Raw genomic sequence first — 14,957 nt, 5'->3', positions numbered from 1 at the left:
ACGGCCATCGACGGGCTCACCACTGCCGTCACCTGCGCCGACACGCGCTTGGGGAGCGCGTCATCGCGGTCCTAGGATGCGCTCGTGACCAAACTCGCGATCATCTACTACTCGGCCACCGGTCATGGCACCGCGATGGCGCAACGCGTGGCCACCGCGGCCGAGTCGGCGGGCGCCGAAGTCCGCCTGCGTCACGTCGCCGAAACCCGCGACCCCGAGTCGTTTGCCCAGAACCCGGCCTGGACTGCGAATTACCAAGCGACCAAGGATCTTCCGGCCGCGACCGGCGAGGACATCGTCTGGGCCGACGCGGTGATCTTCGGTTCGCCGACCCGCTTCGGCTCTCCCGCTGCGCAATTGCGCAATTTCCTGGACTCGCTGGGCGGGCTGTGGGCCGAGGGCAAACTCGCGGACAAGGTGTACGCGGCTTTCACGTCTTCCAACACCGTGCACGGCGGTCAGGAGACCACGCTGCTGTCGCTCTACATCACGCTGATGCATTTCGGCGGCATCATCGTCCCGCCTGGATACACCGACCCGCTGAAGTTCGTCGACGGCAATCCGTATGGGGTGAGCCTGGTCTCCACCCACGACAACATCAACAAATGCGACGAGGCCACCGAGAACGCCCTGGATCACCTGGCCCGGCGCGTGGTGGCAATCGCCGGTCGGCTCGCGTCGCCCAGCGTCACGCCAGAGTGACTGCGGTGACCGAGCGCCACTCTGGCGCGACGCTGGCGGCTACGCCGTCTCGGTGATGGGCCGGTCGACCCAGCTCATCAGGTCGCGCAGCTTCTTGCCGGTCACCTCGATGGGGTGCTCGGCGTTCTCCTTGCGCAGCTGCTCGAGTTGCTTGTTGCCGCCCTCGACGTTGGCGACCAGCTTCTTGGTGAAGGTGCCGTCCTGGATGTCGCGCAAGATCTCTCGCATCCGCTCCTTGGTGCCGGCGTCGATGACCCGTGGGCCCGACAGATACCCGCCGAACTCGGCGGTGTCGGACACCGAATAGTTCATCCGGGCGATGCCGCCCTCATACATCAGGTCGACGATCAGCTTGAGCTCGTGCAGCACCTCGAAGTACGCCATCTCCGGCGGGTAGCCGGCCTCCACCATGACGTCGAAACCGGTCTTCACCAATTCCTCTGTGCCGCCGCACAACACGGCCTGCTCACCGAACAGGTCGGTTTCGGTCTCGTCCTTGAAGGTGGTCTTGATGACGCCGGCCCGCGTGCCGCCGATGGCCTTGGCGTAGGACAGCGCCAGCGCCTCGCCGTTGCCGGTCGGGTCCTGGTCGACCGCGATCAGGCAGGGGACGCCCTTGCCGTCGACGAACTGGCGGCGCACCAGGTGACCGGGCCCCTTCGGGGCCACCATCGCGACGGTGACGTCGGCGGGCGGCTTGATCAGACCGAAGTGGATGTTGAGGCCGTGCCCGAAGAACAGCGCGTCACCGGGCTTGAGGTTGGGCTCGATGTCGTTCTTGAAGATGTCCGCCTGCGCCGTGTCAGGCGCCAACAGCATGATGACGTCGGCCCACTTGGCCACCTCGGCGGGCGTGTCGACGTCCAGGCCCTGCTCCTCGACCTTGGCCCGCGATTTCGAACCCTCCTTGAGCCCGACGCGCACCTGCACACCGGAGTCGCGCAGGCTCAGCGAGTGCGCGTGCCCCTGGCTGCCGTAACCGATCACACCGACCTTGCGGCCCTGGATGATCGACAGGTCTGCGTCGTCGTCGTAGAACATTTCTAGTGCCACTGTTGAATATCTCCTTGTGTGTTACTTGGCCGTGGCGATGCCGCGCGGACCGCGGGACAACGACACCACTCCCGATTGGACTATCTCGCGGATGCCGAACGGTTCCAGCACCCGCAGCAGCGCCTCGATCTTGCCGCGATCACCGGTCGCCTCGATGGTCAGCGCCTCCGGCGATACGTCAATCACCTTGGCGCGGAACAGGTTCACCGCTTCGATCACCTGACTGCGGCTGCCCGCGTCGGCGCGGACCTTGATCAACGCCAATTCCCGTGACACCGCGGCCCCGTCGTCCAGCTCGACGATCTTGATGACGTTGATCAGCTTGTTCAGCTGCTTGGTGATCTGCTCGAGCGGGGTCTCCTCCGCGCTGACCACAATGGTCATGCGCGACATGTCCTTCTGCTCGGTGGCGCCGACGGCCAGCGACTCGATGTTGAAACCGCGCCGGGAGAACAGCGCCGCCACGCGGGCGAGCACACCGGGTTTGTCCTCCACCAACACCGACAGCGTGTGCGTGTGCATCAGGCGTGCCCTTCGCTCTCGTCGTCGAACAGCGGGCGAATGCCGCGGGCGGCCTGGATCTCGTCGTTGCTGGTGCCGGCGGCCACCATCGGCCACACCTGCGCGTCCGCGCCGACGATGAAGTCGATCACCACGGGACGGTCGGTGATCGCCCGAGCCGCATTGATCACGTCTTCGACGTCTTCCTCACGCTCGCAACGCAATCCGACACATCCCAACGCCTCCGCCAGCTTGACGAAGTCCGGGATGCGATGCGAATGCGTGGCCAGGTCCGTCTGCGAATACCGCTCCTCGTAGAACAGCGTCTGCCACTGGCGCACCATGCCCAGGTTGCCGTTGTTGATCAGCGCCACCTTGATCGGCACGCCCTCGATGGCGCAGGTCGCCAACTCCTGGTTGGTCATCTGGAAGCAGCCGTCGCCGTCGATGGCCCACACCTCGGTCTCCGGGCGAGCCATCTTGGCCCCCATGGCCGCCGGAATGGCGAACCCCATGGTGCCCAGCCCACCGGAGTTGATCCAGGTGCGCGGGTTCTCGTACGTGATGAACTGCGCCGCCCACATCTGGTGCTGGCCCACCCCGGCGACATACACCGCGTCCGGGCCGGCGATCTGACCCAGCTTCTCGATGACGTATTCCGGGCCCAGGCTGCCGTCGCTCTGCGGGTCGTAGCTCAGCGGGTAGGTGGACTGAACGCTGTCCAGATAGGCCCACCATTCCGTCATGTCGACGTTGCCGGGGATGTCGTAGTGCCGCAGCATCGCGATCAGGTCGGTGATGACCGCTTTGACGTCGCCGACGATCGGCACGTCGGCATGGCGGTTCTTGCCGATCTCGGCCGGGTCGATGTCGGCGTGGATGACCTTGGCCTCCGGCGCGAAGGTGTCGAGCTTGCCGGTCACCCGGTCGTCGAAGCGGGTGCCCAGGGCGATCAGCAGGTCGCTGCGCTGCAGCGCCGCCACCGCGGCGACCGTGCCGTGCATGCCGGGCATGCCCATGTGCTGTCGGTGGCTGTCGGGGAACGCCCCGCGCGCCATCAGGGTGGTGACCACCGGGATGCCGGTCAGCTCGGCCAGCTCGCGCAGCTGCTCGGTCGCCTCGCCGCGGATGACGCCACCGCCGACGTACAGCACGGGCTTGCGGGCGTCCGCGATCAGCTTGGCGGCCTCGCGGATCTGCCGGTTGTGTGGCTTGGTGTTCGGCTTGTAGCCGGGCAGGTCCATGCGCGGCGGCCAGCTGAACGTGCACTGCCCCTGCAGCACGTCTTTGGGGATGTCGACGAGCACCGCGCCAGGACGGCCCGAGGCGGCGATGTGGAAGGCCTCGGCCATCACCTGGGGGATCTCATCGCCCGAGCGGACCAGGAAGTTGTGCTTGGTGATCGGCATCGTGATGCCCGAGATGTCGGCTTCCTGGAAGGCATCGGTGCCGATCAGGGTGCGACCGACCTGGCCGGTAATCGCGACCACGGGCACCGAGTCCATTTGGGCGTCGGCCAGCGGCGTGACGAGATTGGTGGCGCCGGGGCCCGACGTGGCCATCATGACGCCGACCTTGCCGGTGGCGTGCGCGTAGCCGCTGGCGGCGTGGCCGGCGCCCTGCTCGTGGCGAACCAGCACGTGGCGCAGCTTTTTCGAGTCGAACAGCGGGTCGTAAACCGGCAATACGGCACCACCGGGAATCCCGAAGATGACCTCGACGCCGAGCTCCTCCAGCGACCGGATCACCGACTGGGCACCGGTAAGTTTCTCGGGCCCAACACGTTTCGGCTTTTTGGTGGGGGCGGCGGCAGGGGTTTCCGCCGCGTCGGAGGCGACGTCGGCGGCACGCTGTGGCTGTGTGGCGTGCTGCCTGGTGGGTGCGCTCACTGTCTTTGTTCCTTATTCACTCTGGGAGTTTCGCTGGGGGCAACAAAAAACCCCCGACAGCTCATCTGCTGCACGAGGGTTGCGCGTTGGTCTGGATAGCTTCAAATGCCGAAGAGGCTAGTCAGGCACCAACGCGCCGACTAATTACTACGAGCATCCCGGGCTGTCCGGCGGTATCCATAACGTCCGACGGTAGCCTTCGCACAGCTCAGCCGTCAAATCCGCTACGGTCCGCTCGCGCGGCGATCCGGTGTCCCGTGCCGGGTGAAATGATGGTCGGGTGGCTACCGGTTCGTCTTCCCACACGCCCGTGGTGATCAAGCTCTCCCCCATCGCGCACCTGGCCGTCGGGTTCTTGACCCTGGGGTTGCTGATACCGGTGATGCTGTGGCCGCTGTCCGTGCCGCTGCTGGTGATCCCCGTGCTGCTGTCGGCACTGATCGTCCGGCTACGCACCGTCGCCGACGACCGGGGCGTGACGGTCCGCACGCTGCTGGGCAGCCAGACGGTGCAGTGGGATGACATCGACGGGCTGCGCTTCCATCGGGGCTCCTGGGCACGCGCGCACCTCAAGAGCGGCGCGGATTTGCGGTTGCCCGCCGTGACGTTCGCGACCCTGCCCCAGCTGACCGAGGCCAGCTCCGGGCGCGTGCCCAACCCCTATCAGTGAGGGGTCAGGCGATCGGGTTGACCCCGTTGAGCAGCACCCACACCGCGATGCCGGCGGCGATGCCCACCAGCAGCGCGACGAACGACCCGATGAACGGGCGATGGGCCCAGCCCCGCCGCGCGTCGAGGCCGTAACGTCCGGGCCCGCACAGGATGACCGCGACGGCCAAGACGATCAGGGTGATCTGGTATTCGTGCCCGTCCGGCAGGAAGTACGTGAAGGTGTGCGGATGCGGGCGCGCCGTGATGGTGGCCAGCATGCCGTTGATCAGAAAGGCCAGCGCACCGGCCGCGGCCAGCGGGGTGAAGAGCCCCAGCACCAGCAGCACACCGGCGACGAGCTCGCCGCCCGCGCTGACGTAGGCGAGGATGTCGGCGTGCTGGTAGCCGACGTCGGACAGTGAGTTCTTGAACCCGCCGACTCCGGAGCCGCCCCACCAGCCGAACAGCTTCTGCAGACCGTGGGCGGCCAACACGACTCCGAGGCCGACCCTCAGTATCAGCAAACCCAGATGCTGGGTGCCGCGCCGACCGACGTCGTGCAGCCGGTCGTGGTGTTCGTCCGCGTCGATCTCGGTCGGTTCGGCGGCCGCGTGCCGGGCGGATTGCCCCTGGACGTAGGGCAGGGGTTCCTGCTGTTCGAGCAAGTTGTAACTCGTCGCCCTGGGGCCCACGCCGGCGTGGTCGCCCATGTAGGGGATGACGGTGGTGGTTCCAGTGGAGGGGTTGAAGTCGCCGGGGTAACCGACGGGCGTCAGATCATCTTCGGGGTCAACCACACGCGCCGTCGCGGGGCGTCCCGGGGTTGGCTCCGGGGATTCGCCGGGCCGCTGCCAATGTCCGTCATTCGGTTGACTGGTCACGCGTGACAGGGTAAGGGCATTTGGCGCTGAATTGGGGATTTGAGCGGCGCTTTCGCCAGGCAATCGATGGTTTGCCCGCCAAAGTGGCGCGGATTGGGCCGAAATTAGCCCGCTCGCGGCTCCAGCGGGCACCAAACCCCACATTTCGGCCCCCTGGGGCGGCCGTTGGCCGGCGCCAAAAGTGGTCGGATCGTGTGGCGCCGGGCGGGCAGCCCCAGGCATGTGGCGGCGGCGGGCGCACTATCCGTAGCCTGTCGGTCATGCGACTACGGCACTCGGTTCGGTGCGGGTTTGCCGCGCTTTGCGCGGTGGTGCTGGTCGCGAGCGGCTGCGCGCGGTTCAACGACGCCCAGTCGCAGCCTTTCACCACCAACCCGGAACTCAAGCCGCAACCCAGCTCGACGCCTCCCCCACCGCCGCCGCTGCCGCCGACGCCGTTCCCCAAGGCTTGCCCGGCTCCCGGCGTGATGCAGGGCTGCCTGGAGAGCACCAGCGGACTGATCATGGGGCCCGACAGCAAAACCGCGCTGGTCGCCGAGCGCACCACCGGCGCCGTCAAGGAGATCTCGGTCAGCGCCGAGCCGAAGGTGAAGATGGTCATCCCGGTCGACCCGTCCGGCGACGGCGGCTTGATGGACATCGTGCTGTCCCCGACCTATGCGCAAGACCGGCTGATGTACGCCTACATCAGCACGCCCACGGACAATCGGGTGATCCGGGTGGCCGATGGCGACATCCCCAAGGACATCCTCACCGGGATCCCCAAGGGGGCGACCGGCAATACCGGCGCGCTGATCTTTACCAGCCCCACCACGTTGGTGGTGCTGACGGGTGACGCCGGTAATCCGGCCGCCGCATCTGACCCGAAATCGCTGGCGGGCAAGGTCCTTCGCATCGAGCAGCCGACCACCATCGGTCAGGCGCCGCCCACGACGGCGCTGTCGGGCGTCGGCTCCGGTGGCGGCTTGTGCGTCGATCCGGTGGACGGCTCGTTGTACGTGGCCGACCGCACGCCGACGGCGGATCGGTTGCAGCGAATCACCAAGGCTTCCGAGGTCTCCACGGTGTGGACGTGGCCGGACAAACCCGGCGTGGCCGGCTGCGCGGCGATGGACGGGACCGTGCTGGTCAACCTGATCAACACCAAACTGACGGTGGCGGTGCGGCTGGCGCCGGCGACGGGTGCGGTCACCGGCGAACCCGACGTGGTGCGCAAGGACACCCATGCCCACGCGTGGGCGCTGCGGATGTCACCGGACGGAAACGTCTGGGGCGCAACGGTCAACAAGACCGCCGGGGATGCCGAGAAGCTCGACGACGTGGTGTTCCCGTTGTTCCCGCAGGGCGGCGGATTCCCCCGCAACAACGACGACAAGACCTAGCGGACGCTGCGAGAGCTCTCGTCAGCTCTGCCCGCAGGCGGCCAGCACCAGTTCGCGCACCCGGGCCGCGTCGGCCTGCCCCCGCGTGGCTTTCATCACCGCGCCGACGATCGCCCCCGCCGCCGCCACCTTGCCGCCGCGGATCTTTTCCGCCACATCGGGATTGGCTGCCAGCGCCTCGTCGACCGCGGCCTGGGTCACCGAATCGTCACGCACCAGCTCGAGGCCGCGGGATGTCATCACCTGCTCGGGTTCGCCCTCGCCGGCCAACACCCCCTCCACGACCTGGCGGGCCAGCTTGTTGGACAGCTTGCCCTCGTCGACGAGTGCGATCACCGCGGCGACCTGGGCTGGGGTGATCGCCAGTTCGTCGAGGCCGATGTTCGCTTCGTTGGCCTTCTGCACCAGGAAGTTTCCCCACCAGGCGCGCGCCTGCTCGCTGGCCGCGCCGTGCTTGACGGTCTCGATGACCAGTTCCACGGCGCCGGCGTTGACCAGATCGCGCATCACCTCGTCGGAAACGCCCCACTCCTGCTGAATCCTCTTGCGGCTCAGCCACGGGAGCTCCGGGATCGTCTGGCGTAGCCGCTCGACCAACTCGCGGCTGGGCGCGACCGGTTCCAGGTCGGGCTCGGGGAAGTAGCGGTAGTCCTGGGCCGTCTCCTTGGCGCGGCCCGGGCTGGTGTACCCCGCCTCGTGAAAGTGCCTCGTCTCCTGGATGATCCGGCCGCCGGATGCGAGGACGGCGGCCTGCCGTTGCATCTCGTAACGCACCGCCACCTCAACGCTTTTCAGCGAGTTGACGTTCTTGGTCTCGGTGCGCGTCCCGAACTCGGTCGTTCCGGTCGGCATCAGCGACACGTTGGAATCGCAACGCATCGAACCCTGGTCCATCCGAACATCGGATACGCCCAAGGCCCGCAACAGGTCTCGCAACGCCGTGACATAGGCACGGGCGATCTGCGGCGCCCGGGCACCGGTACCGACGATGGGCTTGGTCACGATCTCGATCAGCGGTACCCCGGCACGGTTGTAGTCGAGCAGCGACGTGGTGGCGCCGTGGATCCGGCCGGTCTCACTGCCCAGGTGGGTCAGCTTGCCGGTGTCTTCCTCCATGTGCGCGCGCTCGATCTCGACCCGCCAGGTGGTGCCGTCGTCCAACGGCGCTTCGAGGTAGCCGTTGATGGCGATCGGCTCGTCGTACTGGGAGATCTGGTAGTTCTTCGGCATGTCCGGGTAGAAGTAGTTCTTCCGCGCGAAGCGGCACCAGGGCACGATCTCGCAGTTCAGCGCCAGCCCGATCCGGATGGCCGATTCCACCGCCGTGCGGTTGAGTACCGGCAGCGATCCGGGCAGGCCGAGGCATACAGGACATACCTGGGTGTTGGGTTCGGCGCCGAAAGCGGTGGAGCAGCCGCAGAACATCTTGGTGACGGTCGACAGCTCGACGTGCACCTCGAGGCCGAGTACCGGGTCGAAGCGCGCGATGACGTCGTCGTAGTCCATGAGATCGGCGCTGGCAGCAACACTCATGCCGTCGATCGTAGTGGTGACCGCGAGCGCGGCGGAGCCGGGCGAAGCGGGTCACCACCATCAGGCGTAGTGGTGACCGCGAGCGCGGCGGAGCCGGGCGAAGACCGCGAGCGCGGCGGTGGGGGCACCTCCCGCTTGCGGGGGACCGGGCGAACTCAGGGCCAGTGCGGCGAGCGCGGCACCGGGAACCGATTGCGCTCCTCACCCCTGCCGGGGAACATGTCGGCCAGCACGGCCGCCATCTCCAGGTAACTGCGCCGGCTTTCCTTGCTCAGCCGATCCAGCTCGATCTGTTTGCCCTCGTGTATGTGGCGATCGAACGGCAGCACCACCGTCGCGGCGACGCGTGCGGACAATCGCTCGAGTTCCTTGGCGGCCAGCAGCTCTACCTTGGCCGGCTCGACGTGGTTGATCGCCAGTATCGTCGACCGCACCAGCGCTTGATATCCGTTGTTGCCCAACCAATCCAGCGTGGTCGCCGTCTTGCGTATCGCATCGATCGAAGTGCTGGTCACCACGACCAGCGCCCGCGCCTCGGGCAGGACCGCGTCCATCACACCGGAATTGAGGGCCTTGGCGCAGTCCACCAGCACCACCGAATAGTGATTTCGCAGCAGCGAAAACGCTTTCACCACATGGTGACGCTCGAGCCGCCAGTCGGTGTGCGCATAGTCGGGCAATCCGAGCACTTCCAGGCCGAAATTGTTCATGTAGGTGTGCGCCCGGACATCCGCATAATTCGTGATCGCCCCGTCGGCGAGCAGGTCGGCCATGTTCAGGGAGTTAGGACGGCCATGCCGCTCCACCAAATCCCCGGCGTCGATGTCGACGGCGATGATCCGGTCGTGGCGCACATCGGCGAACGTGGACCCCAGCGCCTCCACCACCGAGGTCTTGCCGGCGCCGCCTTTGAGGTTGAGGACGGCGATGGGAAATGCGCCGCCCACGACCGCGCGAATGCGGTTCCGCAGGTCCTCTTTGTACTGCGAGTCCTTGCCGGGGCCCAGATCAACGCCGGTCAGGCGATGGACCACCTTGCGCCAGTTGAACCGCGCGGAGCCCTCGTGTCCCCGCTGGTCGAGTCCGTCCAGCGCCGTCCCGCCCGGAAGTCGCGCCGGCCGCGGCGGCGCGGGGACGCGCGCGGGCCGGGCGGGCGGGGGCGCCTGGAACGGCGGACGGCGGATGGACGGATCGGAGCGATGGGCCTGCGGCACCGTGGCCGCCGCCGGATCGCCGTCGACGCGCCGAGGTGGTTGCGGCGGATTGAGCGGCGGGGCCGGGGGCCCCGCCGACGCCGCGGGATGCTGAACGACTCCGCGAACCGAACCGCGGTTGCTCACATCCCCGGTATAACCCCTGAGGACCAGTCCGGAAACCACCAATTTGCGCCGACGGGTCCTAAGCTGGTCCATCGCCGGGCAAATTCAGGCCGGCGTCAGCTCGAAGCCACCCAACGTTTGCCGAACCGGCCGGGATCACCCGAAGAAGGCGGCGGCGTCGTCGTAGCGACTTTCCGGCACCAGTTTGAGCTGGCGGACCGCGTCGGCCAGCGCCACCCGGCCGATGTCCTGCCCCCGAAGCGACACCATCTGGCCGTATTCGCCCGCGTGCGCGGCGTCGGCGGCGTTGACGCCGAACCTGGTGGCCAATACCCGGTCGTAGGCCGTGGGCGTCCCGCCGCGCTGAACATGGCCCAACACGGTCACCCGGACGTCCTTATTGATCCGCTTCTCCACTTCGGCGCCCAGCTGGGCCGCGACGCCGGTGAACTTCTCGTGGCCGAACTCGTCAATTCCGCCTTCGCGCAACGAGATCGAGCCGGGGACGGGTTTGGCACCCTCGGCGACGACGCAGATGAAGTGCGCATCCCCGCGCTGGAAGCGGCGTTTGACCAGCCGGCACACCTCCTCGACGTCGAAGGGCTGTTCGGGAATCAGCGTCATGTGCGCGCCGGAAGCCAGCCCGGCGTTCAGCGCGATCCAGCCGGCGTGCCTGCCCATCACCTCCACCAGCATCACCCGCTGGTGGGATTCGGCGGTGCTGTGCAGGCGGTCGATGGCCTCGGTGGCGACCGTCAGCGCGGTGTCGTGGCCGAAAGTGACGTCGGTGCAATCGATGTCGTTGTCGATCGTCTTCGGCACCCCGACAACGGGCACGTTCTCGTCGGACAGCCAGTGGGCGGCCGTCAGGGTGCCCTCGCCGCCGATCGGGATGAGGACGTCGATGCCGTTGTCGTCCAGCGTCTGCTTGATCTGGTCGAGCCCGGCCCGCAACTTGTCGGGATGCACCCGGGCGGTCCCCAGCATCGTGCCGCCCTTGGCCAACAGCCGGTCATTGCGATCGTCGTTCTGCAGTTGTATGCGCCGGTTTTCCAGCAACCCGCGCCACCCGTCCTGGAAGCCGACCACCGACGAGCCGTACCGGGCATCGCAGGTGCGCACCACCGCCCGAATGACGGCATTCAGCCCCGGGCAGTCGCCGCCTCCGGTGAGAACTCCGATCCGCATGCCCTCATCTTGCCCTGCCCGACACTCGCACGGCGACGAAAGGTCAGATGGCGGACGGCAGCGGGCCGCGGGCGGCCTCGTAGGCGGCACCCACCCGGTACAGGCGGTCATCGGCCAGCGTCGGCGCCATGATCTGCAGCCCGACGGGCAGGCCGTCGTCGGGCGACAACCCCGACGGCACCGACATGCCGCAGTGCCCGGCCAGATTCAGCGGCAGCGTGCACAGGTCGAACAGGTACATCGCCAGCGGATCGTCGACCTTCTCGCCGAGCGCGAAGGCGGTGGTCGGGGTCGCGGGCGACACGACCACGTCGACGGACTCGTACGCCTTGTCGAGGTCGCGGGCGATCAGCGTGCGCACCTTCTGCGCCTGGTTGTAATAGGCGTCGTAGTAACCGGCCGACAGCGCGTAGGTGCCGATCATGATGCGCCGCTTGACTTCCGGCCCGAAACCGGCGGCCCGGGTCAGCGCCATCACTTCCTCGGCGCTGTGCGTCCCGTCGTCACCGACGCGCAGGCCGTAGCGCATCGCGTCGAAGCGGGCCAGGTTGCTCGACACCTCCGACGGCAAGATCAGGTAGTAGGCGGCCAGCGCGTATTCGAAGTGCGGGCAGTCGACTTCGCTCACCTCGGCGCCCAGTTCGGTCAGCTGACCGACGGCCGCCTCGAAGGAGGCCAGCACTCCCGGCTGGTAGCCGTCGCCGCGCAGCTGCTTCACGACCCCGACGCGCACGCCCTTGAGGTCACCGGCCGCGCCCGCCTTGGCGCCCCCGACGACATCGGGCACCGCGGCGTCGACGGACGTGGAATCGCGGGGGTCGTGCCCGGCGATCACCTGGTGCAGCAGTGCGGTGTCCAGCACCGTGCGCGCGCACGGGCCGCCCTGATCCAACGACGAAGCGCACGCCACCAACCCGTAGCGCGACACCGTGCCGTAGGTGGGTTTGACGCCGACCGTCGCCGTCAGCGCCGCCGGCTGCCGAATCGAGCCGCCGGTGTCGGATCCGATGGCCAGCGGCGCCTGGAATGCGGCCAACGCCGCCGCGCTGCCGCCGCCGGACCCGCCGGGCACCCGGTCGAGGTTCCACGGGTTGCGGGTGGGCCCGTAGGCGGAGTTCTCCGTCGACGAGCCCATCGCGAATTCGTCCATGTTGGTCTTGCCGAGGATCGGGATGCCGGCGGCACGCAACCGCATGGTGACGGTGGCGTCGTAGGGGGACCGCCAGCCTTCGAGGATCTTGGAGCCGCAGGTGGTGGGCATGTCGACGGTGGTGAAGACGTCCTTGAGCGCCAGCGGCACCCCGGCCAGCGGCGACGGCAGGCGCTCCCCCGCGGCCACCGCCGCGTCGACCACGGCCGCCGCGGAAAGCGCCTCGTCGGCGGCCACGTGCAGGAAGGCGCGATACCGGTCGTCGGTCGCGGCGATCTGGTCCAGGCACGCCTGGGTGACCTCGACCGACGACAGTTCCTTGGCGGCGATCCGGGCGGCCAGGGTCGCGGCGTCGGCTCGGATGACGTCGTTCACTCGCTGTCTCCCAGGATCTGCGGCACGGCGAAGCGGCCATCGGCGGCCTCGGGCGCCTCGGCCAGCGCCTCCTGCTGGGTCAGGCAGGGGGTCGGCTCGTCCGGGCGGGTGACGTTGACGTCCTTGAGCGGATTGCCGGTCGCTTCGACGCCGGTGACGTCGACCGCCTGCACCTGGCTGACATGGGTCAGGATGGCGTCGAGCTGGCCGGCGAAGCTGTCGAGCTCGCTATCGGTCAGCGCCAACCGGGACAGCCGGGCCAGGTGCGCCACCTCGTCGCGGGAGATCTGAGACACGACAGGAAAGCCTAGCCGCGAGTGTGCGGGCGGGTTCAGGCCCGTTGGTTCTGCGCGAAAATGCAGTCCACGCATCGCTGTGTAACAGTGTTGGCCGTGCCGTCGTATCTGTTGCGCATCGAGTTGGTCGACCGCCCGGGCAGCCTGGGCTCGCTGGCCGTGGCGCTCGGTTCGGTGGGCGCCGACATCCTGTCGCTCGACGTGGTCGAGCGCAGCTCGGGCTATGCCATCGACGACCTGGTGATCGAGTTGCCGCTGGGGGCGATGCCGGACACGCTGATCACCGCCGCGGAGTCGCTTTCCGGCGTCCGGGTGGAGAGCGTGCGCCCGCACACCGGGTTGTTGGAAGCCCATCGCGAGCTCGAGCTGCTCGACCACGTCGCGGCCGCGGGCGACAAGGCGTCGCGGCTACAGGTGCTGGCCAACGAGGCGCCCAGGGTGCTGCGCGTCAGTTGGTGCACCGTGCTGCGCGGCACGGGCGATAAGCTGCAGCGCCTGGCCTTCAGCCCGGGCACACCGGAGACGCCGGCGGATTCCGCCCCGTGGCTGCCCATCGAACGGGCCGCGACGCTGGACAGCACGGGCGAGTGGGTGCCACAGTCGTGGCGCGACATGGACACCACGATGGTCGCCGCCCCGCTGGGCGATCCGCATACGGCCGTCGTGCTCGGCCGCCCGGGCCCGGAATTCCGGCCGTCGGAGGTGGCTCGCCTGGGCTATCTGGCCGGGATCGTCGCCACCATGCTGCGCTGAACGCCAGCTATGCGGGCACCGGGTCCAGCAGGCTGTTGTAGATGGCGATGATCTTCTCCGTTTGCACGGATTGACGGCCGCTGTCGCGGTGTTCGGTGGCGACGCCGGACATTTCCCGCAATCGGTCGCGGTCCGAGGCGAGCGCACGAATCGCCGCCGCCAGTGCGGACGGGGACGGGTCAGCGGCGAGGATGCCCCCGCCTTCCGGAACGGTTTCGCTCAGCGCGGGGTCGCAGTAGATGACGGGCGACGACATGGCCACCGCTTCCAGGAGGACGAGCCCCTGGGTGTCGAAATCATAGGACGTGAACAGCAGCGCATCGCTCGATCCCATCGCGACCAGGCAGGCTTCGCGGTCGACCCGGCCGTGCAGGCGGATTCGGTCAGAGAGTCCGGCCGAGTGGATGAGTTTCCTCATCGACGCCTCGAGGTGACCCTGGCCGTAGATGTCGAGTGTGCAGTTGTCGACCTGGGCGACGGCCTCGATCGCTTCGAGAGCCCGCTTCTCCGACGATAGGCGCCCACACCACACGAGTCGGAGCGGCTCGTCGTCCGACAAGGCGCCGACCACGGCCGTCCGGGCCCGGTCGACGACGTCATCGTCAAAGCCGTTGGAAATCGCCGATATTGGACGGGTCACCCCGCGTTTGGCCAGCGACCGCGCGAAATGCCGCGTCGGTGTGATCTGGTGGTCCACGGCTTGTGCGTTCGCCACCATGAACCGCCACGCCAGTCGCGAAGCCGCACTTTCCTTTTCGGGGGTCAGGTGGAATTCCTGCGCGAGGTACCGCTTCTGCACCTGACTGACCAATATCGCCAGGAACAGCGGGGCCGGGGTGGCTTGCTCGAAATACGTGTCGTAGCGAGTGTGTTTGGTCTGAACCACCGGAATGCCGTGGCGGCGAGCGGCTTCCACCCCGGCTATCGCCACACCCAAGTCACCCTGGGTGTGCACGATATCGATGGGTCCCCGGCTGCCGAACGCCTCGTCGATGATCGCGCGATTCGCCTTGGAGGGCCACACCAGAACAAAGTCCTCATGCCTGCCCAATTTGCGCATGATCGGGTCGATGACGGGCACCGGCTTCAATTCGACGACGCAGGGGTCCGGATCGACCGCGCCGGGCATCGGTGCCGTGAAGACCGTGACCCGGTGCCCACACTGCTCGAGCGCACGACGCTGGGTGGCCACCGAAACCTGCGTCCCCCCGAGGCCGTCGGGATGGAGATCGGTGAACAGTGCGACATGCATGGGAGAACCTCGCGAAGAGTTGAGTCGGGTGA

General features: G+C 67.8%; 14 protein-coding genes. 4 read left to right on the top strand and 10 right to left on the bottom strand.

Features of this window, described 5'->3' with window-relative positions; all coding sequences use genetic code 11:
• The first annotated feature begins 84 nt into the window (after nt 1–84).
• Entirely contained in the window at nt 85–702 is a 618-nt protein-coding gene (wrbA, locus tag A5756_RS12280; RefSeq protein ID WP_066952485.1) for an NAD(P)H:quinone oxidoreductase, read from the top strand.
• A gap of 39 nt (nt 703–741) precedes the next feature.
• On the opposite strand, the gene ilvC is transcribed toward wrbA, so the two are convergent.
• From ilvC to A5756_RS12265, 3 genes are read right to left on the bottom strand one after another with little or no spacing between them, the layout of a single operon-like run.
• Nucleotides 742–1,743 carry a ketol-acid reductoisomerase gene (ilvC, locus tag A5756_RS12275; protein ID WP_082939807.1) on the bottom strand — a complete coding sequence of 334 codons (1,002 nt, stop codon included), beginning with the start codon at nt 1,741–1,743 and terminating at the stop codon, nt 742–744.
• 33 nt (nt 1,744–1,776) lie between these two features.
• Nucleotides 1,777–2,277: an acetolactate synthase small subunit gene (ilvN, locus tag A5756_RS12270; RefSeq protein ID WP_066952481.1), complete on the bottom strand. Its 501-nt coding sequence runs from the start codon at nt 2,275–2,277 to the stop codon at nt 1,777–1,779.
• On the bottom strand, nt 2,277–4,145 hold the full coding sequence (locus A5756_RS12265; RefSeq protein ID WP_066952477.1) for an acetolactate synthase large subunit: 1,869 nt from the start codon (nt 4,143–4,145) through the stop codon (nt 2,277–2,279). The genes ilvN and A5756_RS12265 overlap by 1 nt, the downstream gene beginning before the upstream one ends.
• Before the next feature lie 310 nt (nt 4,146–4,455).
• On the opposite strand from A5756_RS12265, the gene A5756_RS12260 reads away from it, so the two are divergent.
• Entirely contained in the window at nt 4,456–4,815 is a 360-nt protein-coding gene (locus tag A5756_RS12260; protein ID WP_197505523.1) for a PH domain-containing protein, read from the top strand.
• A 4-nt stretch (nt 4,816–4,819) separates the two neighbouring features.
• On the opposite strand, the gene A5756_RS12255 is transcribed toward A5756_RS12260, so the two are convergent.
• Complete coding sequence (locus A5756_RS12255; RefSeq protein ID WP_066952475.1) at nt 4,820–5,677, bottom strand: DoxX family protein; 858 nt, start codon at nt 5,675–5,677, stop codon at nt 4,820–4,822.
• Nucleotides 5,678–5,937: 260 nt separating this feature from the next.
• Between A5756_RS12255 and A5756_RS12250 the strand changes: the two genes are divergently transcribed.
• Entirely contained in the window at nt 5,938–7,059 is a 1,122-nt protein-coding gene (locus A5756_RS12250; protein ID WP_066952473.1) for a sorbosone dehydrogenase family protein, read from the top strand.
• 21 nt (nt 7,060–7,080) lie between these two features.
• Here A5756_RS12250 and gatB read toward each other — a convergent pair whose 3' ends face one another.
• The 5 genes from gatB to gatC all read right to left on the bottom strand — a co-directional run bounded on the left by gatB (nt 7,081) and on the right by gatC (nt 12,920).
• Nucleotides 7,081–8,592: an Asp-tRNA(Asn)/Glu-tRNA(Gln) amidotransferase subunit GatB gene (gene gatB, locus A5756_RS12245; RefSeq protein WP_066952471.1), complete on the bottom strand. Its 1,512-nt coding sequence runs from the start codon at nt 8,590–8,592 to the stop codon at nt 7,081–7,083.
• Nucleotides 8,593–8,747: 155 nt separating this feature from the next.
• Nucleotides 8,748–9,932 carry a MinD/ParA family protein gene (locus A5756_RS12240; protein ID WP_232005344.1) on the bottom strand — a complete coding sequence of 395 codons (1,185 nt, stop codon included), beginning with the start codon at nt 9,930–9,932 and terminating at the stop codon, nt 8,748–8,750.
• Between the two features lie 135 nt (nt 9,933–10,067).
• Nucleotides 10,068–11,099, bottom strand: a complete 1,032-nt coding sequence (locus A5756_RS12235) for an ATP-dependent 6-phosphofructokinase (RefSeq protein ID WP_066952469.1) — start codon at nt 11,097–11,099, stop codon at nt 10,068–10,070.
• Between the two features lie 43 nt (nt 11,100–11,142).
• On the bottom strand, nt 11,143–12,624 hold the full coding sequence (gene gatA / locus A5756_RS12230) for an Asp-tRNA(Asn)/Glu-tRNA(Gln) amidotransferase subunit GatA (protein WP_066952466.1): 1,482 nt from the start codon (nt 12,622–12,624) through the stop codon (nt 11,143–11,145).
• Nucleotides 12,621–12,920, bottom strand: coding sequence for an Asp-tRNA(Asn)/Glu-tRNA(Gln) amidotransferase subunit GatC (gene gatC / locus A5756_RS12225; RefSeq protein WP_066952464.1), 300 nt, complete (start codon nt 12,918–12,920; stop codon nt 12,621–12,623). Before gatC ends, gatA begins: the two co-directional genes overlap by 4 nt.
• 96 nt (nt 12,921–13,016) lie before the next feature.
• On the opposite strand from gatC, the gene A5756_RS12220 reads away from it, so the two are divergent.
• Nucleotides 13,017–13,673 (top strand): amino acid-binding protein, encoded by a 657-nt coding sequence (locus A5756_RS12220; RefSeq protein WP_156659460.1) that lies wholly within the window; start codon nt 13,017–13,019, stop codon nt 13,671–13,673.
• Between the two features lie 7 nt (nt 13,674–13,680).
• Here A5756_RS12220 and A5756_RS12215 read toward each other — a convergent pair whose 3' ends face one another.
• Entirely contained in the window at nt 13,681–14,925 is a 1,245-nt protein-coding gene (locus tag A5756_RS12215) for a glycosyltransferase (protein ID WP_066952460.1), read from the bottom strand.
• Nucleotides 14,926–14,957 lie beyond the last annotated feature (32 nt).

This window comes from Mycobacterium sp. 852002-53434_SCH5985345 (genome assembly GCF_001667155.1).
Classification (GTDB): domain Bacteria; phylum Actinomycetota; class Actinomycetes; order Mycobacteriales; family Mycobacteriaceae; genus Mycobacterium.
This window is presented reverse-complemented; position numbering and strand designations above follow the sequence as displayed.

Coding starts and splice junctions, on each gene's coding strand:
- A5756_RS12235 (WP_066952469.1), bottom strand. CDS start 11,099: ATGCGGATCGGAGTTCTCACCGGAGGCGGCGACTGCCCGGGGCTGAAT.
- A5756_RS12215 (WP_066952460.1), bottom strand. CDS start 14,925: ATGCATGTCGCACTGTTCACCGATCTCCATCCCGACGGCCTCGGGGGG.
- gatB (WP_066952471.1), bottom strand. CDS start 8,592: ATGAGTGTTGCTGCCAGCGCCGATCTCATGGACTACGACGACGTCATC.
- A5756_RS12250 (WP_066952473.1), top strand. CDS start 5,938: ATGCGACTACGGCACTCGGTTCGGTGCGGGTTTGCCGCGCTTTGCGCG.
- ilvC (WP_082939807.1), bottom strand. CDS start 1,743: ATGTTCTACGACGACGACGCAGACCTGTCGATCATCCAGGGCCGCAAG.
- ilvN (WP_066952481.1), bottom strand. CDS start 2,277: ATGCACACGCACACGCTGTCGGTGTTGGTGGAGGACAAACCCGGTGTG.